Source organism: Nostoc sp., from assembly GCF_036917455.1.
Taxonomy (GTDB): domain Bacteria; phylum Cyanobacteriota; class Cyanobacteriia; order Cyanobacteriales; family Nostocaceae; genus Nostoc.
The window spans coordinates 1-19872 of sequence record NZ_JBALDK010000224.1 but is presented as its reverse complement, the minus strand read 5'-3'; the positions used below and the strand labels follow the sequence as shown (position 1 = coordinate 19872).

Genomic DNA, 19872 nt, shown 5'->3' with positions numbered 1-19872 from the left:
CTTGGGCTTCATTATACATTACCAAGTACATTATTTCACAAACTCATAGCGAAAATTGCCCGATCGAGAAGAATTCAGCTTTAGTTAAGCGACTGGGTGATGAATAGAGGTTATACTAATTCTCTGTGAAGCTGCACTCAAACCCGCGATAATAGTGCGCTACGAACTCCGTTCTAACACAACGCCAGTTGCTACAACGGAGGGAACCTCCGCAACGCACTGGCTCCTCTACAATATCTAATTTCGTTCAAAAATCAAATAGTAGTCCTAATATAAGTCATACAGTTATTTACAATGTCAATCTTTCTATATTAAAAAAGCTATTGCGATGATTGCGAATATCCTTTATATTTTCTCCAGGGTTAGCATTAGACTTAACTATAGACAATAAAAAACGAGAACCTATTATTCGTAATTCATTTGGTATTACATGAGTTGGTATATCAAAAATCCATCCTGTTCCTGCCCATGCAGTATTTTCTGACCTTTCCCAGATTACCTTTGTGTATCCGCCATCCAAATGAAAAATTATTCTTACAGTTTCTCTGGCTAACAAAAATCTTTCATTCATTAAAATAATTATGTAAATATATTTGTAAAAGGGCGGGCAATATGCCCGCCCCACAATAATTACAAACTTTATACCTGTTAATAAACGCCCAGATTCTTTAACCTCTGCCGCATTATAACCTATCGCATTTTTAGTACAGCGTCCTTAAAGCTAACGCTCGACAAGTATTTTTACTTTTTATCCCTTGAATAATCTGATTTTCATGAAACACTAGGATCTTCAGCAGTTTTGATCTCTTTCAATAGTCGTTCGACTTGGTTAACTTTTTCAGCTCTATTCTGTGCTTTGAAAATATTTAAAGCTTTTTCTAGAGAAGATAGTGCCTCGTCTTTTTTATTTGTTTGCCACAATACCAACGCAAAATTAGTCAGGGCCTCGCCATAATTAGGATTGATTTCTAGAGCTTTTTTATATTCAGTCATGGCTTCTTCCCAGCGACTTTGGCTAGCGTAAACCATACCGATCGCATTGTAAGCTAGAGCATATTTAGACTGGAGGCGAATGGCTTCTTGATAAGAGCTAATTGCTTCGTCTGGTTTCTTTTGGCGAAAAAGCACATTTCCCAGTTGAAAGCGTCCAAAGGCATCATCTGGGAATTTTTTAATGAATTTGCGTAAATTTTCTTCTGCACCTGTTAAGTCTCCCTGATTAAATAAAGCATTGGCTTGTTGCAGCATCTGCGATCGCTCTGCCGATCCTGTGTCTGAAGACTGTGCTAGTTTTTGTGGTTGTCTCTGTACATCCGGTTCAGGCGAATGCAGATAAACTTTTCCAGAAACTGCGAATGCTAATGGTGATAAACCAATTACAGTTATCACACTCAGCGTTATGCCGCTAAATGATTGAACAAATGCTGATTTCAGTTTGCGCTTTACCTTCATCGCCCTGAATGCCTCAATAATGTTCTTATCTCCATAATAAAATGTGAGTGCGTTAGTAGGGGAACATAAGAGGTGTGCGCCCCTACAAGGTCATTTAAAATTATTTACGTACCTTCTCGCAATTTATCCAATACGCTCCTATCTTCTAATGTTGAAGTATCACCAGATACCTCTTGTCCAGCAGCTAGATTTCGCAATAAGCGCCGCATAATTTTACCCGATCGCGTCTTGGGCAAAGCGTCTGTAAAGCGAATTTCTCCGGGACGGGCGATCGCACCTATTTCTTTGATGACGTGCTGCTTGAGTTCTTTACTCAGTTCCTCACTTCCCTGATAAGTACCTTCTAAAGTCACAAAAGCAACTACTTCTTCACCCTTAAGATCATCTGGCTTACCCACTACCGCCGCTTCTGCAACGGCTGGATGAGAAACTAAGGCTGATTCTACTTCCATTGTACCAAGGCGATGCCCTGATACATTCAGTACGTCATCAACACGACCCATAACCCAGAAATAACCATCTTCATCGCGTCTAGCACCATCACCAGCAAAGTAAGTATAGTTACCATCTTGGGGCGGAATATGTTCCCAGTAGGTGCGGCGGAAGCGTTCTGGATCGCCGTAGACTGTCCGCATCATTCCTGGCCACGGATGGCGCACCGCTAGATAACCGCCTTCATTATTGGGTACGGTGTTTCCTTCCAAATCCACGACATCTGCAATAATTCCTGGGAAGGGAAGAGTTGCGGAACCTGGTTTAGTGGGGATTGCCCCTGGTAGGGGTGTAATCATAATACCGCCTGTTTCGGTTTGCCACCAAGTATCAACAATTGGACAGCGATCGCCACCAATTATTTTCTGATACCACATCCAAGCTTCTGGGTTTATCGGTTCGCCAACGGTTCCTAACAAACGCAACGAAGACAAGTTTCGCGCCTTGGGATGTTGTTCTCCCATCTTAATAAATGCCCGAATTGCCGTAGGTGCAGTATAAAAAACATTAACGCCATATTTTTCAATTATATCCCAGAAGCAGCCAGGATTAGACGCACGGGGCGCACCTTCATACATCACAGTTGTTGCACCGTTGGAAAGGGGACCGTAGACAATGTAACTGTGTCCCGTAATCCAACCTACATCTGCCGTACACCAGTATACATCTGTATCTTGTAGGTCGAATATCCACTTGGTGGTGATATGGGTATACAAATTATAACCAGCAGTTGTATGCACTACACCCTTCGGTTTGCCTGTGCTACCAGAAGTGTAGAGGACAAATAGCATATCTTCACTATCCATCGGTTCTGCGGGACAATCTGCTGATACACCTTTTTGCAAATCATGCCACCAATGATCGCGTCCGCCCAACTGCATATCAGTTTCTTGTCCGGTGCGCTTGACAACTAGGACATTTTCGACGCTGGGAACAGCACCATCAGCTAGAGCTTTGTCTACCTGTTCCTTGAGAGGAACGATCGCATCTTTGCGCCAACCACCATCAGCCGTGACTACTAATTTAGCTTGAGCGTCAATTAAGCGATCGCGCAAAGCTTCAGCACTAAAACCACCAAATACTACGCTGTGAGGTGCGCCAATTCGGGCACAGGCTAACATGGCGATCGCAGCTTCGGGAATCATTGGCATATAGATTCCAACGCGATCGCCTTTTTGGACACCAAGTTGCTTCAATACATTAGCAAACTGACAAACTTCCCGGTGCAGTTGGGCATAAGTCAGAGTACGAGAATCACCCGGTTCTCCTTCCCAAATCAAGGCTGCTTTATTTTTGCGCCAAGTAGTGAGATGTCTGTCAAGGCAGTTGTAAGAAATATTCATCTTACCGCCAACGAACCACTTTGCAAAAGGCGCTTGCCAGTCTAATACTGTATCCCATTTTTGGAACCATTCTAATTCTGTTCCAGCCAAATCTGCCCAAAATTGCTGCGGATCGGCTTTGGCTTGATCATAGAGACGCTGATAGTCTTCTAGGCTTTTGATATGGGCGTTGTGCGAGAATTCACTAGGAGGATGGAAGAGGCGATTCTCTTGGAGGATTGATTCGATATTTGGTTCAGACATGGTTAGTTATGAGTGCGATCGCTATTATTACTAAAAACTATTGTTAGTCTAGTTGTGCTAGACGATGTTTAGATTTTCGTTAAGCTAGGTGGAAATTGCCGAGTTATTTAGTTTACATTCATTTTCATCGACCAAAAGCAAGCGCTCAAGAAATTTCAGAGGGAACAGGGGAAACCCACGCTTAAAAGGGTGAGATTGTAATCAGTAAACCAAATTTAAGAGCGCTACGCATCTCGAAAAACATCTTTTTTAAAATGGCTTTTGAACTATAACTAAAATTTCTATCCCAATTCCCAACTCCCTTTACATTGCAGCCTATCTACTGCGAATGTTGCAAAATATAAGTAGTCTTGACAAACAACGCCTGAAACTATGACCCTCACCGTCGAAGCTAGCAGCCTATCTCTCTACGATGTTCATCGCTTTCTTAAACTAGACAAGCTTTCAAATGGTTCATTTACAGATTTCTTAAATTTAGAACCGCTAACAGAATTTGAACAACAGGATATATTGCGAATCAGAAATGATTTTGATCGTTATCTAACAATGGGTAAAATTTCTGAAGGTTTGGTTAAATTTTTAACAATTGCGCCACTAATGCGGTTAGCAGGGTTTTACGATGTGCCAATTCGGTTGACAATGGAAGATAGCGTTGCGATCGCAGTTGAAGATGAAGACAGAAGAATTACCGGCCGGATGGATATTTTAGCAATCAACAGTCCTCAAAGTAATATTGCACCGCCTTTTTGGGTTCTAGTGATTGAAACAAAAAATAGTTCGGTGAATGTGATTGAGGGTTTACCTCAATTACTCACTTATGCTTTTAAAAGTTTATCGCAACAAACATCAGTTTGGGGTTTGGTAACTAATGGACAGCTTTATCAATTTGTTTATCTAAGACGTGACACCCAGTCAACTTATGAGTTAATGCCATTATTAAATTTGAGTCAATCTCCAGATGCAATTGAGTTATTGCAAATTTTCAAATCCATCTGTAAGTTACCAAATTTTCAGTAAATAGATTGTGGAGCGATCGCGGATGTCTGAACCTGCTACTTTAGAAATCTCCGATCATATTTCAGAGGAAGAAGTAATTTTTCCTCCTGGTGATATACTGAGTGACGAACCACCCTTGGAAAGCAACTTACAGCGCGATCGAATCGATTTGCTGATTCGCATCCTGAAATTATGGTGGCGAGAGCGGCAAAATTTCTATACTTCTGGTAATTTGACGATTTACTACAGTCATAACCAGAAAAAATCAGAATATTTTCGTGGCCCAGACTTTTTTGTATTTTTGGGAACCGAGAAAAAAGACCGTAAGAGTTGGGTAGTTTGGCAAGAAGACGGAAAATATCCAAATCTGATTTTGGAAATTTTGTCAAGTTCAACGACAGCAGTTGAGAAAGGGTTAAAAAAACAAGTTTATCAAGATACCTTCCGTACACCAGATTATTTTGGGTTTCACCCTGTAACAATGGAACTTCAGGGATTTCATTTATTTGATGGGAAGTATCAAAAAATCCAAGTAACTACTGATGGACGTTTGTGGAGTCAGCAGTTAGAACTTTATTTGGGAGTTTATGAAGGTAAATTAAGATTCTTCACTACTGAAAATCAATTAATATTATCATCGGAAGAACTAGCTGAACAAGAACGTTTACGTGCCGAACAGGCAGAAGAACGGGCCCAACAAGCAGAGCAAGAACTTGCTCGATTGAGGGAGGTATTACGCACACAGGGCATCGACTTAGAAATATTTAATGACATCAGGAAATTAATTGAGTACACTTTCAAGTTAAGATTTAGTGATTAGTGTGTAAAAAAGCGTTATCTTCTGAAAGTAGGGCATCGTTTGCAAGCAACAGAGATTAAGGATAAGCTAAGGTCCCTTACCCTGCAAGCCTCCTCGGTAGATGAGAATTTGGCGAGCAGATTAGAGGAAATCAATCGTTGGGTAAAGAATATCAAGCCAGGTTCACTGACTGCGAAACCATTTGTGATTGCATTTCTCTTAGAGGTAATTACGGATTCTACCATTTGGCTGATAATCAAATCCTTACCTTCGGAAGAAGAACAGAAAGCAAAGTTTGAGTTGATGACACCGATTGAGAGATATTGGTATGGTTATCTATTTCCTAGATGGATTAATGCAAGTGACTCCAAGTTTTATATTTGGAAACAAAAATTGATGTCAGGTGAATTTAATCAGGTTGATGATGATATCATTAAATCAATAGCCCAAGATGTTGTTAGTCGAGAAGGTAGTTTTTGGCAGCGTTATATCGCCGACCTATCGATGGCAACAGACCTAATTGTTAGTAGTCGTAACAATCAACCGCTTTGCATTCAAGTTACTAGTGTTTCTGAAGAACTTAATTACCAAAAGTACCAAGCTTGGCAAAATACACTGCGATCGTGGGAAATAGAGAGAGGATTGTTCTTAAGTTACAATCCCAAGGATGCCAATTTTGTCAACCAGTTAGTCAACGTGGCCCTGTATAACAGTGATTACCTTTCTGGTGGCAAATATTTAAAATTTTCGTGAACTTTAAGGAATTTGATATTCCAGATTTGTGTTCAGCCTACATACTTACGTGCTAATTACAGCTTTTATGGCTAACAAAAGAGAAACTCACTGCAACAATCAAGTAGATACATTTGCTGAAGCTTTAGCAACAGCGCGACAAATGCAGCAGAACTGGCTAACTTACGGGGTTGATTTTGTAAATTTTTACGTTGAAGATGTAGATGGAGACTGGTTAGAAACGTGGGGACATGATGAAATTTTAGGTAATTCCCAATTAGATGCTATCAAAGAATTTTTGGTTAGTTATGATAGTGTAGCTGTGAAAGTAAGAGAGCATTTGGGCGAGCGATCGCTATTTGATTTTGCAGTAAGGTTAGATGAATCTTGGAAAATTTCTGAAAATAATGACAGGTTCTCTGCTGTAAAAAATCTGTTAGCTGGTGAAGGGAATAGTACTAATACAGATGACATCAGGTTCTTGGATTTAGTAAACAGTCTGGTGGGAAAGTTAGCAGAGATTTTGTGAGACTTAGAATTGCATAGTGGTAGAGTAAATTTGGAACTCAAGGGTTTTCATGTTTTATTTTGGTTGCGATTGGGTGGTATACAGGCGATCGTTTTTCTAGATAAGCTTTAATAATTTTTGAGATGTGCAATCTTTATGACTGTTACTAGTAAGGGTTGATACTGAATCTGGTAAATAATGCGGTATTCACCCAAAAGAACTTTATTAGGTTCTCCAAAAGCAGTTCCTAGCACAATTCACTATCTGCAAGTGATTGGCTACGCCTGCATCGGCGATTGGAGTCCGCTACTACCAACCGCCAACCCAGGCGAGGTAATGAGTATTTTAATCCGTCAGATTTTAATGCAATAGGACATATCAAGTCTGACTTTTCACTCATGTGAAAAACAACTACGAAAGACTTAACCCCCTTCCCGACGCGGGAAGGGGAAAAATTCAAAGTCTCTCTCCTAAAAGGAGAGAGAAATAGAAGTGAGATTTTTTAGATACCGTGAAAAGTCAGATATCAAGTAGGGGTAAAGCACATTCCTAAACCCAAAAAGTATCGTCTATGATGAGTTTTTGTAACTAATTGTCTGAAATCCTTTAAAAGGAAAATAGCGATCGCATTTAGGGAACTGTAAGAAATAAATTTACGAGTTACGCATTTTCTCTTATCTCTGTGTTTTCTGCGCCTTTGTGGTTCAAAAAATCACTCTTAAACCGCAGAGGCACAGAGAGCGCAAAGAGGAAAGCTTGCGATCGCATTGCCTAGATGTTAAAACTTTCTATGTATTGACTTATACGCAAATAACCCCGCTCGCACTACGATCGCATCCATTCAAACCCCTTCAAAATGCACCACAACCACGTTAAGCTGAATTAGAGTGGCAATTTATTGCGCTTTTTAATATGCAAATCTCTGTTCTTGTCAAATTTTAATTTTTTCTGCTTGAGAAACCCGGAATGCTAGACCAAATTTTTGATTACCTCGACTTTCATTTCAGCCTTGAAGCCCTTATAGTTCTGGCGATCCTGGTGCTTTTAGAGGCGCTGTTATCTGCCGACAATGCGATCGCTCTGGCTGCGATCGCAAGGGGGTTGGAAGACAAGGAACTAGAGCGTAAAGCCCTCAACTTTGGTTTAGTGGTTGCTTATGTGCTGCGAATCTCCCTGATTCTCACTGCCACTTGGGTACAACAATTCTGGCAATTTGAATTATTAGGCGCTGCTTATCTGCTGTGGTTGGTATTCCAACACTTTATCTCTCAAGAAAGTGAAGACGATCGCCCTCACGAGCCGCGATTTAATTCCTTGTTGCAAGCGATACCTGTGATTGCATTTACAGATTTGGCATTTTCTTTGGATAGCGTGACAACTGCGATCGCTGTTTCTCAAGAAAAATGGCTAGTGCTAACGGGTGCAACAATTGGTATTATTGCGTTGCGATTCATGGCAGGATTGTTCATTCGTTGGTTAGACGAATACGAAAACCTAGAAGATGCAGGGTATGTAACAGTTGCCTTGGTTGGTTTACGCCTGTTGTTGAAAGTGGTGAACGATAGTTTAGTTCCACCAGAATGGATCATGATTGCTGCCATCTTCCTAATTTTAGGCTGGGGATTTTCTAAGCGTGCTGCCATTGAAGTGTCCGAATTAGAACCAGAAAAGAGCGAAGTCTCTAAATAAAAATAGCAGGGAGCAGGGGGCAGGGGAAATAACTAAATTCCTAGTCCCCAGTCCCCAGTCCCTAATGCCTTACTCGTGCAACCAAGGGGTTATGTGTGGTTGCCAATTGACTAATTCTTCATCTTTAAACCATAGAGCTATTTCCTGTTGTGCGGTTTCTGGAGCATCAGAACCGTGGATTAAGTTGCGACCAATATTGATGCCGAAATCACCGCGAATCGTTCCCGGTTCGGATGTTAAGGGGTTTGTAGCACCAATAATCTTTCTGGCAGATGCAACAACGCCATCACCTTCCCATACCATCGCTACCACTGGGCTAGAAGTAATAAATTCCACTAGACTACCAAAAAATGGGCGTTCCCGGTGAACACCATAGTGTTGTTCAGCCAGTTCCTTACTAACTTTCAAGAACTTTAAACCAACTAGGGTAAAACCTTTAGTTTCAAAGCGACGGATAATTTCCCCCACTAATCCCCGTTGTACACCATCTGGCTTAATTGCTAAAAATGTCCGTTCCATTGCCATCTCCCAAAGCTTAATAAAGTTTTTATCTTGTCATTAGTCATTTGTCCAAGGGTAAGGGTTTTGCACTCTTGACCAATGACTAATGACCAATGACTCTTGACCAATCAGAGTTTATCTTAGAAATTATCTTTGGGTACATATACGTTCCCAAATGAATGCGTTAAATTGTTAAATTGTGGGCGACAAACAGAGGTTAGGAAGAAATGGGTGTTGAGTCAACTGCTACATCTGACGAGGTGGTACAAGTACCGTCCAATGGACAAAAATCTGAAGTGAAAAATCTTAAACAAAAGAAACTTTTACCACCTACTACTACCACAGGAACTTTACCTCGCTCCTGGAAAATTGAGGATAGCGAAGAATTATACCGCATTGAAGGTTGGGGACAACCCTATTTTTCCATTAGCGCTGCTGGTCACGTCACCGTCTCACCCAAGGGCGATCGCGGTGGTTCTCTTGACTTGTTTGAATTGGTCAACTCCATGAAACAGCGCAACTTGGGACTTCCGATGTTGATTCGCTTTTCCGATATTTTGGAAGACCGGATTGAACGGTTGAATGCTTGTTTTGCCAAAGCGATCGCTCGCTACAACTACCCTGGTGTATACAGGGGTGTGTTTCCCGTCAAATGCAACCAAGAACGGCATTTGATTGAAGATTTAGTCAAATTTGGCAAACCCCATCAATTTGGCTTAGAAGCTGGTTCCAAGCCAGAATTAATGATTGCTCTGGCTGTCCTCGATACCCCCGGAGCATTGTTAATTTGCAACGGCTACAAAGACCGAGAATATATCGAAACGGCAATGTTAGCCCAAAGACTAGGACAAACACCAGTCATCGTCTTAGAACAGATTGAAGAGGTTGATTTGGTAATTGATGCCAATCGCCAGTTAGGTATTAAGCCGATATTAGGTGTTCGTGCTAAACTCAGTACCCAAGGTATGGGACGTTGGGGAGCCTCTAGTGGCGATCGCGCTAAATTTGGTTTGACAATGCCTGAAGTAATCGAGGCTGTTGATAAGTTACGCGAAGCAAACTTGCTCGATTCTTTGCAGTTGATGCACTTCCATATCGGCTCACAAATCTCTGCCATCAATGTAATTAAAGATGCCATCCAAGAAGCCAGCCGTATTTATGTGGAATTGGCCATGCTGGGGGCAGATATGAAATATCTTGATGTAGGTGGCGGCTTGGGCGTAGATTATGATGGCTCCCAAACCAACTTCTATGCATCGAAAAATTATAATATGCAAAACTATGCCAACGACATCGTGGCAGAGTTAAAAGATACCTGCGCCGAACGACAAATTGACGTACCAACACTGATTAGTGAAAGTGGACGAGCGATCGCTTCCCATCAATCGGTGCTGATTTTTGATGTTCTTAGTACTAGCGATGTCCCCCTTGATTCACCAGAACCTCCACAAGACGGAGAATCCCCAATAATTAATTACCTTTGGGAAAGCTACCAATCCATAAACCAAGAGAATTACCAAGAGTTATATCATGACGCGGCCCAATTCAAAGAAGAAGCCATCAGCCGCTTCAACTTAGGAATTTTACGCCTCAGAGAACGAGCCAAAGCCGAACGGTTATACTGGGCTTGTTGCCAGAAGATTTTGAACATAACTAGACAGCAAGAATACGTACCCGATGAGTTAGAAGACCTTGAGAAAATCATGGCTTCCATCTACTACGTTAATATGTCAGTGTTTCAATCAGCACCAGATTGCTGGGCGATCGACCAGCTATTCCCCATCATGCCAATTCACCGATTGGATGAAGAGCCAATCCGACGGGGAATTTTAGCAGACCTCACCTGCGATAGTGATGGTAAAATCGACCGATTTATTGACCTGCGCGATGTCAAATCGGTTTTAGAACTACATACTTACAAGCCCGGAGAACCCTATTATTTAGGGATGTTCTTGAATGGAGCTTATCAAGAAATCATGGGGAATTTGCACAACCTATTTGGAGATACCAACGCCGTTCACATCCAATTAACGCCCAAAGGCTACCAGATTGAACACGTTGTCAAAGGCGACACCATGAGCGAAGTAGTAAGCTATGTTCAGTATGACTCCGAAGATATGGTAGAAAACATTCGCCAGCGTTGCGAGAAAGCATTAGAAGAAAAACGTATCACCCTAGCAGAATCCCAGCGATTACTGCAAACTTACGAGCAGAGTCTCCAAAGATACACATATCTAAATAGTTAGGGACTGGGGACTGGGGATTATAGCGAATCCTTAAGCAACTAAGGTACAGCTTAACCTCACTCCGATAAAGCTGTCCTTTATCTGCCCTCTCCTTAGTAAGGAGAGGGGTTGGGGGTGAGGTTTCGAGATGTACTTCACTCTTGGGAGCAATGCGATTTTGTGAGATGGGTAAGCAGGGGAGGCAGGGGAAGAGAAAGAAATAAGTGTAGAAGCAGTCTGTTTCGGTAGTAAAAAATACTAAAAATGCCTCTTTACTCCCCCTGCTCCCCCTGCTCCCCCTGCCTCCCCTGCCTATTTCACAAGGATCTCACTTTTTCGCGTTGCTCCCTTCACTCTTATTGGGAAATGCTATAGGAAGATTTCCTAATTCGCGTTTGTCCCCAGCAATTCCTCTATTGCTTGTCGCTCAACAGGGGTATGTGATGGCGGTGTTTGACGGGCATCGGTAATCAGCCAGTCTAAAGCCGCAGCTTGGACATCTATGGCGGCTCCAGTTTTATCCACACAATAACGTCCAAACACCAGCTTATCAACTAAGCGGACTCCTGGCCCCAGGCGCGACCATTCAAAAATCACGCTGTTTTCTACTGTTGCGCCACTACATATCCAACAATTGGGGCCAATCATGGCTGGGCCAACAATTTTCGCTCCGTCTTCTATTCTTGTCATCCCGCCAATGTAAACTGGGCCTGTGATGTCTACTTTATCCCAATTTACAGCGACATTTAATCCAGTGTAGATACCGGGGGCAACTTCATGACCGGGGATTTGCACATTTTTTATTTCACCCAGCAGTACACCGCGAATCGCCCGCCAATAGTCTGGGACTTTACCAATATCTACCCATTCAAAGTCCATAGGAATGGCGTAGAAGGGAGCTTTGATTTCTACCAATTTGGGAAACAATTGGCTACCAATGTCGTACTCGACATCAGAGGGGATGTAATTAAACACCTCTGGTTCAAAGATGTAAATACCTGTGTTGATGTTGGTGCTGAGGGCTTCTTCAGTTGAAGGTTTTTCTTGGAAAGCTTTAACACGCCCCTCTTCGTCAGTGACTACTACACCGTAGCTAGAAACTTCTTCCTTGGGGACAGATTTTGTAATAATAGTAGCGATCGACCCTTTAGCTCTATGCCATTTAACCGCAGCAGTTAAATCTAGGTCAATCAACGCATCACCGCACAAGACCACAAAGGTATCATCAAAAAACGGTGAGAAGTCTTGGATACGCCGCATCCCTCCAGCAGAACCGATTGCTTCTCCCTCTAGTTTCCCTTCGTCATCAATTTTCCCTTCAAAGGAATAGGCAATCTGCACCCCAAACCTTTGACCGTCACGAAAATAGTTTTCTATTTCTTCAGCCAAATGACTAACGTTGACCATAATCTGGTCAAATCCATGTTGGCGTAACAGTTCCAGCAAAAACTCCATCACTGGCTTTTGCAGGATGGGAATCATTGGTTTGGGAATTGTGTAGGTAATCGGACGCACGCGAGTACCCTTACCAGCCGCGAGAATCATCGCTTTCATAAAAATTTATTCCTCAACCACAAGCCAGTTTACTTTTATCAAGTGATACTTAATCATCAGTTTTTATTTCTGCTGTAAGTCATCCCTCAAACAGGGATAACAGGAATTTAGTGGTTATTGCAACCATAAGTATACTTAGATGACAAGCGATCGCTTATCTTTTCAGGGTAACTGAAAGTTTCAACATTTTAAAACCCCTCATTTGTATGAAGGGTTAATGCATCAAGTCATTTTAGACAATTCACCAAACAGCAAAGCTAATTCGACACAGTTGTGAACCTCTAGCCTATGGTTTATCCGTTTTTACGATCGCCTCCGGCACGCGGAACGCAATCGCGCATATTACAGCAGAATTCAGAATTCAGGAGTCAGAATTCAGAATTAGAATAGCCTCTGTGTCTAGCTACCAGACCTAGATGCTGTACTTCTCTAACCTGAAATCTGCTGTATTTATAGTAAATTTAACTAGTAATTAAATTAATTATATAGGATTAATATTTGATTTCTGAACGAAATTAGGTATGTAGAGGAGCCAGTGCGTTGCGGAGGTTCCCTCCGTTGTAGCAACTGGCGTTGTGTTAGAACGGAGTTCGTAACGCACTATTGTCATGGGTTTGATGCCGTACTCTCCGTGCTAACACATCCTACGTATATTTTCTCCAAATCAAACCGGATTCCTATAGTCATAAATGTGACTATTCTAGAAAATATTTGCTATGATATCGGGATTTAATCTAATATCTATGGTAAATATCTAGATATTTTTAACTAATTCAGATAAAATAATAAATTTGTCTGTTGCGTCACACTTCCTTATATGTCCAAAACTTACACCGTAGAAATTAATCACCAAGGCAAAATTCATACATTGCAAGTTCCCGAAGATGAAACGATCTTATCAGTTGCCGATGCTGCTGGTTTGGAACTACCAAGTTCTTGCAATGCAGGTGTTTGTACAACTTGCGCTGGTCAAATATCTCAAGGAACTGTGGATCAAGCTGATGGCATGGGCGTTAGCCCAGATTTACAAAAGCAAGGTTACGTGTTGCTTTGTGTTGCCAAACCCCTTTCTGATTTGAAAGTTGAGACAGAAAAGGAAGACATCGTTTATCAGTTACAATTTGGCAAAGACAAATAATCTGTGAACAGTTATCAGTATATCGGATGATTATTCATAACTGAATAACTGTTCGCTGGAAATTACTAAACCCGATGGATAAGATAAGTATTTCATTGCAACTGACATCAGCTATTCTAGAAACTACAAATTAACAGGATTTCCCAAGATGACAACTCATTTTATTACCGCAGAAATTGATTTACAAGAAACTCCCGCAGAATTACTAGAAGTAATTGAAACAGAATTGAAGAAACAAGGTGAACCCCTGCGTTGGGCTGTTACCTCTGTAGATGTTAAAGAACAAAAAGCTACAGTTGAAGCTGTGGTAACTACAGTCAAGAATTAGGAGTTAGGAGTTAAAAGTTATGAGTTGATGGCTTCTGATTTCTGTAATTCATCACTCATCACTCATCACTTAAAATGAATCGTCCATACACAGCTATCTTAATTGTACCAACTGGCGTTGGGGCTGCCATTGGGGGTTATGCAGGAGATGCTTTACCTGTTGCCAAAGTTATGACACAGGTTTGCGATCGCCTAATTACTCACCCCAATGTCCTTAACGGCGCAAGTTTATACTGGAATCTCCCTAACGCTTTCTATGTTGAAGGTTACGGGCTTGACAAATTTGCCTCTGGATGCTGGGGTTTGCGTCCAGTCCGAAACAACAAAATAGGTTTGCTTTTAGACCAAGGCATTGAGCCAGCGTTACGGCTACGACATATACAAGCTGCCGATGCAGTCAGAGCAACTCTGGGATTGACCTTAACAGATTATGTAATTACAGATGCACCGTTAAATGTAGAATTACGGACTACAGCATCAGGAGCTAGTTGGGGAACAATTGGCAACCCAGATAGTTTGTTACGGGCAGCTGAGATATTAATTGAAAAAGCGGGGGCAGAAGCGATCGCAGTTGTTGCCCGTTTCCCCGATGATATGGACTCAGAAGCAGTAGAAAAATACCGCCACGGTGAAGGCGTTGATTCCTTAGCAGGTGCAGAAGCCGTAATTAGCCATTTGCTAGTGCGAACCTTTCAAATTCCTTGCGCCCATTCTCCCGCCCTTTTAAGCGAACCTCCCCAACCTGATTTATCTCCCCGTTCCGCCGCCGAAGAATTAGGTTATACCTTTTTGCCATGTGTCCTTGTCGGATTAAGTCGTGCCCCACAATTTATAATAGAGAAAAGAGCGATTGCATTAGATAAAGGAGATATTTGGGCAGATGAAGTGGATGCTGCGATCGCACCTGCAAATGCTTGTGGTAGCAGTGCCTTACTGAGTTTAAGCCAAAGACGATGCCAAATAATTACAGTAGAAGAAAATAAAACTCTGATCGAAGTTCCTCCCCAAGCGTTGGGGATCAAAGCTCTACAAGTAAACTCATATTTGGAAGCAGTAGGCGTATTAGTAGCACACAAAGCAGGCATCAACCCTTCCGCTCTCCGTCCCAAATTATTACCTTTGCAGCCAGGAATTAAAAGTTAGGAGTTAGAAGTTATTTCTCTCTCGCTCCCTACCCCCTGTCTCCCCCGCCCCTTTCCCCTTAAAAAACCTGTGGTTGAACAACAAAAGCAAGAGCCAGAAATTCCATATCTGACACGCATCCAAGTCCTTGGGGCGATGGGAGCGACTGCAATCATTTTGTTGATAGTCGCCAAATTTTCATTGCACTTTGGTAACTTTTCCCTATTTTCCTGGAAATGGAACCAGAAGGATTTGCTGTTAGGTGTAGGATTGGGGTTTGTCATCACCGCGTTAAGTGGCGTAGCTTATCGAGTTTGGACTCCCTACCGTAAAAGTGCAGATTATTATTTAGAAGTGGTGCTAAAGCCTTTAGCCTTACCAGACTTAATTTGGTTGGGGTTGCTACCGGGTTTGAGTGAAGAATTATTATTTCGGGGTGTAATGCTGTCAGCTTTAGGCTTGGATAATGTCGCTGTCATTGTATCTAGTCTTTGCTTTGGCATCTTGCATTTTAGCGGTTCTCAACAATGGCCTTATGTGATTTGGGCAACGATTGTCGGGATGATATTGGCATATAGCGCCTTGCTCACGGGAAACTTATTAGTGCCGATTGTCGCTCACATGATTACTAATTGGACTTCTAGCTATTTTTGGAAAATGTGGCAACTGCGGCAATTAAAAAATATGTAGAAATCAGTTGCCTAAAATTACTACTGACAGCCAGTACTTGTTAAATAAGTTTTGTGTAGAATTTGGTGGTGAGGTTATTTCCTTGATTCTCAATTGCACCAATCTAGGTTTAATTTATGAGTCAGTCTTTTTCTCAAAACCAAGCAAGGCGAAATCGTCAACAAAGGCTGTGGCAAAAAAAATGGAGCTTAAAGACTAAAGCAATAGTTTGGGCACTAAGTATCAGTGTTCTTCCTGTTATTGTAATTGGAACAGCTACTTATTTCTATGGGACTAATTTTGTGCCGATGTTGGTATTGCTCCACAGCAGCCTATAGAACAAATTTCCATTGAGATGGTGAAACGCCGTTTGTATTTCTTTAACGTGCCTACTTGCAGAACCCACAGTTAGAACTTATACCTTGGCTTGTCGAAAATCATCGCTCAATGGGACTTGTTAAAGCTATTCGCAAACGGCATGGGGATAATGCCAAAAGGTCACTTGACATTTGGGAACCAGCCTTAACTTGACACCAATGGCTTTTCGGCCCATCCCACAACAAAATTTGGGATATTTTTTTATTTGGAAGTCCCTAAGTAAGTGACGTTAAGCTTAGTGTATTTTTGGATGAAGAAGCTGCCAGAGCGATCGCTAATGGTAGAATCCGATGTTCCTGAATTTGAATCCTGGCGTGGAGTGTTTCTGCTGTATCATCCGGCAATACTGGGACTGCGGCTTGCATTAAAATTGGGCCGCTATCCATTTCTAAACAAGCTATATGTGCCGTACAACCAGTAATTTTTACTCCAGATGCCAAAGCTTGTTCTACAGCATGGATTCCTTTGAAACTAGGTAACAAACTCGGATGGATATTAATAATCTTCTCAGGAAAGGCATCAATAAAAACTGAGGTTAACAATCGCATCCAACCCGCCAAAATCACCCATTCCACATCGTAGCGCCGCAATGTCTGCACAATTTTCTCATCCAACTCTTCTCGAATTTTATAGTTGCGGTGATTCAATAAAACAGCTTCTACACCTCTATTGGCTGCTCTAACGGCTGCTTTCGCCGAGGGGTTATTGTAAATTAAAACTTGAATTTGGGCATTTAGCCGTCCATCTTGGATAGCTTGAGCAACTACATCAAAATTGCTGCCATTCCCAGAAGCCATAATTCCCAGTTTTAAAGGTGCGACTTGCTGGCAATCGCTAATGCTGGGAGAAACCAAGCTAGGGGTAGAATCAGGGCGGAAGGTCATAAACTAGCTAAGAGGGAAAATTATAGATGCCAAAACCAAAAATATATACTAAGTCGTGGTTGGATAATGATACAGCAGCAGCCTGGATTTTTCTCACACCAGCACTAATTTTACTAAGCGTTTTTATCATTTGGCCGATCGCCTATTTGTTTTACCTCAGCTTCACTGCTGGTAGCTTTACTATAAAAGGTATTTATTGGATAGGCTTAAAAAACTATTGGCGCTTGCTACTCGATTCCGACTTTTGGCAAGTTCTGGGTAACACCTTTTATTTTACAGTTGCTACCATCATTCCCAGTATAGTTATTTCCTTGGGCTTGGCAGTGCTATTAAACCGCTCTATTCCCTTACGAGGTATTTTGCGGAGTGCCTATTTTTTGCCTTCAATTATCTCACTGGTGGCAGCCGGTTTGGGATTTCGCTGGCTGTTTCAAACATCAGGGCCAGTTAACGGACTTTTAGATTTTTTTGGGATTCCAGCTATCTCTTGGCTAGGAGATACATTTTGGGCAATGCCGGTAATTATTTTAATGAGTATTTGGAAACAACTGGGTTTCAATATGGTAGTTTTTTTAGCAGGGTTGCAAGCAATTCCTCCCAGTCGTTATGAAGCGGCAGATTTAGATGGAGCAAATGCTTGGCAACAATTTTGGTATATTACTCTGCCTGGATTACGCCCTACTGTAATATTTGCAAGCATCACTACCGCAATTTTTACATTGCGGAGTTTTGAGCAAGTTTATGTGATGACTGGTGGAGGCCCGCTGAATTCGACTAATTTGCTGGTTTATTACATTTATCAAGAAGCTTTTGCTCAATTTGATTTCGGTTATGCCGCCGCCGCCGCGACGGTATTACTAGCAGTGACGATGGTACTAGTTTATTTGCAACTGCAAACTTGGGGAGAAGAGTAGGGGAGGTAGGGGGGAATGTTTTGGAAATTGCTAAATCATGCTGCAAATATGCAATGCCAAAAAATGTAGTGTATTCAATTAGAAACAACTAGAGTTTTTATTTCTTAGATAGGGTGCGGTATTCCCAAGGATTAACAAATTTAGTGTCACTCCAAATACCAAGCCGTTGTTGTTTCGCTTCAGCTTCGGCTTGTTGCACTAAGTCTTTGCTAGGACACTTGTTTAAATAGGGACGATACACTTTTGCCAATCCTTCTTGTAACAATATCTGTTGCACAAAAGTGCCATTTTGTAAACGGACTTCGGCAACTTTGCGTCCATAGCGATCGCTATCAGTGATATTCAAAGTGACGCGATCGCCTCCTTGTTGGACTAGTTGTTGCACCCGTTGTTGGGCTTTCACACCCCAAGTAAATTGATTGCGATCGCTAGTGCGTTTACTTTGCTTTTCTTTGTTGGTATGAGCAATTTCTGGTGCATCTACACAAGCAAAGCGCACGGTAAAATTTTTGCCCCTGTTATCTTTAACTACTAAAGTATCGCCATCACTCACACGCTCAACTGGTTCTCCAGAATTACCAGTAAAGCGATCGCAGCTAATCAAACCCAAAATCATGATAGTTGCACAAAGCCAAAATTGCACTGGTTTAATTAATTTATCCATCCAAACTTACCTACATTACCTCTGTGGGATGATATTAGCAAAATGACCAAATATATTTGTTAACTGCTGACATACTGCCACGGACAATCCCAAAATTTAGAATTATAAGACCCTCTGGCGACAACCGAATAGAAAATGCGGATTAATATAAGAATTGTAACCTTCCAATTATCAGTGGCAATTTCTGATGAACTTCTTAACTCACATTTTGCATCTAGCTGGTTCAGGAGCCTTTGCCTATTACTCTGCTGCTCAAATTCGTGATTCTAAAACCCGTCCCAACATCCTTGCAGGGTTTTATTTTGCTGAATCGGGTTCCGTGCCATTTTTATCTGCACTTAGCGATCGCGCCGCAGCCGAAGGCGATACATGGCTAGCCGCAAAACTAGCAAAACACGCATCCGATGAAACTAGGCATGGTAAGATTTTTGCCCACGCCTTACAACAGCTAAATAAACAAGTTATAGATTTCAAGCATCAACCTCAAACTACATCCACAAAAAAACCACAGCAGCGTAGTCCTTTTTTCGCAGCATTCTTTGAAGGCTACACCCAAGAACAGCTAAAACCGGGTGTCATTGACTGGGATGTGTTTATGGCTAGCACATACATTCTGGAGTTAGATGCAAGCAAAGACTTTGCGCGAATGGCGAAAGTATTACCTGATAACGAGTCAACCGCTCGTAACTTGAAGTTAGGAATGCTAAATATTGCCCAAGATGAAACTGGACATGCTGCTTATCTCTACGAAGCGATGATGCGACGGATGTCTGCGACTGAAGTGCAAAAACTCGTAGATATGTGGCGAACCCGCAAGGTTAATGCTTTGTTGGCAATGGTTGGCGGTATCCTCCAGCGTAATGGCGAAACGCGATCGCTAGTCCAAGACGGTGCGCCGTCGGAAACCGATTCTCAGTTGATAGCTACGTAATTATATTTATCCTTTAGTATCTAATGATGAGCTACCCCTGGCTAACAAAAGTTGGAACCAGGGGTTTCTACATTAGATGGTCTAAAATTTTCTTTTCTTTATATCCACATTTAGGATAGGTTTGACTTGGTTTAACCTGCTTAGTTAGTACTTTTGGAAATATGCCTTGAATATCCTCGAATTTAGGTAGCAATGACCTTGTAATCATTTTTATGCAAATATTAATTATTGTTTTATTTAGAACTGTTTTTTATTTTCACCTCCACTATAACCAAAATCATGCAGAGGCAATCAGAAAACATTGAGTTTAA

The 19872-nt window shown here is 41.7% G+C and carries 21 protein-coding genes; 14 read left to right on the top strand and 7 right to left on the bottom strand.

Features of this window, described 5'->3' with window-relative positions; genetic code table 11:
* Positions 1-289: 289 nt before the first annotated feature.
* From V7K42_RS24715 to acs, 3 genes are all read right to left on the bottom strand, one after another.
* Entirely contained in the window at positions 290-571 is a 282-nt protein-coding gene (locus tag V7K42_RS24715) for a hypothetical protein (RefSeq protein WP_334919899.1), read from the bottom strand.
* 200 nt (positions 572-771) lie between these two features.
* Complete coding sequence (locus V7K42_RS24710; protein WP_334919898.1) at positions 772-1452, bottom strand: tetratricopeptide repeat protein; 681 nt, start codon at positions 1450-1452, stop codon at positions 772-774.
* A 104-nt stretch (positions 1453-1556) separates the two neighbouring features.
* Positions 1557-3530 carry an acetate--CoA ligase gene (acs, locus tag V7K42_RS24705; RefSeq protein ID WP_334919897.1) on the bottom strand — a complete coding sequence of 658 codons (1974 nt, stop codon included), beginning with the start codon at positions 3528-3530 and terminating at the stop codon, positions 1557-1559.
* A gap of 372 nt (positions 3531-3902) precedes the next feature.
* On the opposite strand from acs, the gene V7K42_RS24700 reads away from it, so the two are divergent.
* The 6 genes from V7K42_RS24700 to V7K42_RS24675 all read left to right on the top strand — a co-directional run bounded on the left by V7K42_RS24700 (position 3903) and on the right by V7K42_RS24675 (position 8254).
* The gene (locus tag V7K42_RS24700; RefSeq protein WP_334919896.1) at positions 3903-4547 is read left to right on the top strand and encodes a restriction endonuclease subunit R; all 645 of its coding nucleotides are present in this window, start codon (positions 3903-3905) and stop codon (positions 4545-4547) included.
* A gap of 22 nt (positions 4548-4569) precedes the next feature.
* Positions 4570-5346, top strand: coding sequence for a Uma2 family endonuclease (locus V7K42_RS24695; protein WP_334919895.1), 777 nt, complete (start codon positions 4570-4572; stop codon positions 5344-5346).
* Between the two features lie 39 nt (positions 5347-5385).
* Entirely contained in the window at positions 5386-6078 is a 693-nt protein-coding gene (locus V7K42_RS24690) for a hypothetical protein (protein WP_334919894.1), read from the top strand.
* Between the two features lie 67 nt (positions 6079-6145).
* The gene (locus V7K42_RS24685) at positions 6146-6586 is read left to right on the top strand and encodes a hypothetical protein (protein WP_334919893.1); all 441 of its coding nucleotides are present in this window, start codon (positions 6146-6148) and stop codon (positions 6584-6586) included.
* 177 nt (positions 6587-6763) lie between these two features.
* The gene (locus tag V7K42_RS24680) at positions 6764-6937 is read left to right on the top strand and encodes a hypothetical protein (protein ID WP_334919946.1); all 174 of its coding nucleotides are present in this window, start codon (positions 6764-6766) and stop codon (positions 6935-6937) included.
* A 594-nt stretch (positions 6938-7531) separates the two neighbouring features.
* Positions 7532-8254: a TerC family protein gene (locus V7K42_RS24675; protein ID WP_334919892.1), complete on the top strand. Its 723-nt coding sequence runs from the start codon at positions 7532-7534 to the stop codon at positions 8252-8254.
* 69 nt (positions 8255-8323) lie between these two features.
* On the opposite strand, the gene ndk is transcribed toward V7K42_RS24675, so the two are convergent.
* Positions 8324-8773, bottom strand: a complete 450-nt coding sequence (ndk, locus tag V7K42_RS24670; protein WP_012412496.1) for a nucleoside-diphosphate kinase — start codon at positions 8771-8773, stop codon at positions 8324-8326.
* 209 nt (positions 8774-8982) lie between these two features.
* Between ndk and speA the strand changes: the two genes are divergently transcribed.
* Positions 8983-11001, top strand: a complete 2019-nt coding sequence (gene speA / locus V7K42_RS24665) for a biosynthetic arginine decarboxylase (RefSeq protein ID WP_334919891.1) — start codon at positions 8983-8985, stop codon at positions 10999-11001.
* A gap of 363 nt (positions 11002-11364) precedes the next feature.
* Here the strand turns inward: speA and V7K42_RS24660 are convergent, their stop codons facing one another.
* Complete coding sequence (locus V7K42_RS24660; RefSeq protein WP_094332070.1) at positions 11365-12534, bottom strand: sugar phosphate nucleotidyltransferase; 1170 nt, start codon at positions 12532-12534, stop codon at positions 11365-11367.
* Positions 12535-13351: 817 nt separating this feature from the next.
* On the opposite strand from V7K42_RS24660, the gene V7K42_RS24655 reads away from it, so the two are divergent.
* From V7K42_RS24655 to V7K42_RS24635, 5 genes are all read left to right on the top strand, one after another.
* Complete coding sequence (locus tag V7K42_RS24655) at positions 13352-13672, top strand: 2Fe-2S iron-sulfur cluster-binding protein (protein WP_094332069.1); 321 nt, start codon at positions 13352-13354, stop codon at positions 13670-13672.
* 148 nt (positions 13673-13820) lie between these two features.
* Entirely contained in the window at positions 13821-14000 is a 180-nt protein-coding gene (locus V7K42_RS24650; protein WP_094332068.1) for a hypothetical protein, read from the top strand.
* Between the two features lie 74 nt (positions 14001-14074).
* Positions 14075-15142, top strand: a complete 1068-nt coding sequence (locus V7K42_RS24645; protein ID WP_334919890.1) for a DUF3326 domain-containing protein — start codon at positions 14075-14077, stop codon at positions 15140-15142.
* A gap of 69 nt (positions 15143-15211) precedes the next feature.
* A complete protein-coding gene (locus tag V7K42_RS24640; protein ID WP_334919889.1) occupies positions 15212-15811 on the top strand; it encodes a CPBP family intramembrane glutamic endopeptidase in 600 nt (199 codons plus the stop codon).
* A gap of 116 nt (positions 15812-15927) precedes the next feature.
* On the top strand, positions 15928-16128 hold the full coding sequence (locus tag V7K42_RS24635; RefSeq protein ID WP_334919888.1) for a hypothetical protein: 201 nt from the start codon (positions 15928-15930) through the stop codon (positions 16126-16128).
* A gap of 255 nt (positions 16129-16383) precedes the next feature.
* Here V7K42_RS24635 and purN read toward each other — a convergent pair whose 3' ends face one another.
* Positions 16384-17052, bottom strand: coding sequence for a phosphoribosylglycinamide formyltransferase (purN, locus tag V7K42_RS24630; RefSeq protein ID WP_334919887.1), 669 nt, complete (start codon positions 17050-17052; stop codon positions 16384-16386).
* A 26-nt stretch (positions 17053-17078) separates the two neighbouring features.
* On the opposite strand from purN, the gene V7K42_RS24625 reads away from it, so the two are divergent.
* Positions 17079-17966 carry a carbohydrate ABC transporter permease gene (locus V7K42_RS24625; RefSeq protein WP_334919886.1) on the top strand — a complete coding sequence of 296 codons (888 nt, stop codon included), beginning with the start codon at positions 17079-17081 and terminating at the stop codon, positions 17964-17966.
* Between the two features lie 97 nt (positions 17967-18063).
* Here the strand turns inward: V7K42_RS24625 and V7K42_RS24620 are convergent, their stop codons facing one another.
* Positions 18064-18630 (bottom strand): thermonuclease family protein, encoded by a 567-nt coding sequence (locus V7K42_RS24620; protein ID WP_334919885.1) that lies wholly within the window; start codon positions 18628-18630, stop codon positions 18064-18066.
* 187 nt (positions 18631-18817) lie between these two features.
* Here V7K42_RS24620 and V7K42_RS24615 point away from each other — a divergent pair, with 187 nt between their 5' ends.
* Positions 18818-19561 carry a ferritin-like domain-containing protein gene (locus V7K42_RS24615; RefSeq protein ID WP_334919884.1) on the top strand — a complete coding sequence of 248 codons (744 nt, stop codon included), beginning with the start codon at positions 18818-18820 and terminating at the stop codon, positions 19559-19561.
* Positions 19562-19872: the final 311 nt, after the last annotated feature.

Excerpts from the sequence above, each read along its gene's own strand:
- V7K42_RS24615 (WP_334919884.1), top strand. The coding sequence starts at position 18,818 with ATGAACTTCTTAACTCACATTTTGCATCTAGCTGGTTCAGGAGCCTTT.
- V7K42_RS24710 (WP_334919898.1), bottom strand. The coding sequence starts at position 1,452 with ATGAAGGTAAAGCGCAAACTGAAATCAGCATTTGTTCAATCATTTAGC.
- V7K42_RS24685 (WP_334919893.1), top strand. The coding sequence starts at position 6,146 with ATGGCTAACAAAAGAGAAACTCACTGCAACAATCAAGTAGATACATTT.
- V7K42_RS24655 (WP_094332069.1), top strand. The coding sequence starts at position 13,352 with ATGTCCAAAACTTACACCGTAGAAATTAATCACCAAGGCAAAATTCAT.
- V7K42_RS24700 (WP_334919896.1), top strand. The coding sequence starts at position 3,903 with ATGACCCTCACCGTCGAAGCTAGCAGCCTATCTCTCTACGATGTTCAT.
- V7K42_RS24635 (WP_334919888.1), top strand. The coding sequence starts at position 15,928 with ATGAGTCAGTCTTTTTCTCAAAACCAAGCAAGGCGAAATCGTCAACAA.
- V7K42_RS24715 (WP_334919899.1), bottom strand. The coding sequence starts at position 571 with ATGAATGAAAGATTTTTGTTAGCCAGAGAAACTGTAAGAATAATTTTT.
- ndk (WP_012412496.1), bottom strand. The coding sequence starts at position 8,773 with ATGGAACGGACATTTTTAGCAATTAAGCCAGATGGTGTACAACGGGGA.
- V7K42_RS24695 (WP_334919895.1), top strand. The coding sequence starts at position 4,570 with ATGTCTGAACCTGCTACTTTAGAAATCTCCGATCATATTTCAGAGGAA.
- purN (WP_334919887.1), bottom strand. The coding sequence starts at position 17,052 with ATGACCTTCCGCCCTGATTCTACCCCTAGCTTGGTTTCTCCCAGCATT.
- V7K42_RS24680 (WP_334919946.1), top strand. The coding sequence starts at position 6,764 with ATGCGGTATTCACCCAAAAGAACTTTATTAGGTTCTCCAAAAGCAGTT.
- V7K42_RS24675 (WP_334919892.1), top strand. The coding sequence starts at position 7,532 with ATGCTAGACCAAATTTTTGATTACCTCGACTTTCATTTCAGCCTTGAA.
- V7K42_RS24625 (WP_334919886.1), top strand. The coding sequence starts at position 17,079 with ATGCCAAAACCAAAAATATATACTAAGTCGTGGTTGGATAATGATACA.
- acs (WP_334919897.1), bottom strand. The coding sequence starts at position 3,530 with ATGTCTGAACCAAATATCGAATCAATCCTCCAAGAGAATCGCCTCTTC.
- speA (WP_334919891.1), top strand. The coding sequence starts at position 8,983 with ATGGGTGTTGAGTCAACTGCTACATCTGACGAGGTGGTACAAGTACCG.
- V7K42_RS24660 (WP_094332070.1), bottom strand. The coding sequence starts at position 12,534 with ATGAAAGCGATGATTCTCGCGGCTGGTAAGGGTACTCGCGTGCGTCCG.
- V7K42_RS24620 (WP_334919885.1), bottom strand. The coding sequence starts at position 18,630 with ATGGATAAATTAATTAAACCAGTGCAATTTTGGCTTTGTGCAACTATC.
- V7K42_RS24650 (WP_094332068.1), top strand. The coding sequence starts at position 13,821 with ATGACAACTCATTTTATTACCGCAGAAATTGATTTACAAGAAACTCCC.
- V7K42_RS24645 (WP_334919890.1), top strand. The coding sequence starts at position 14,075 with ATGAATCGTCCATACACAGCTATCTTAATTGTACCAACTGGCGTTGGG.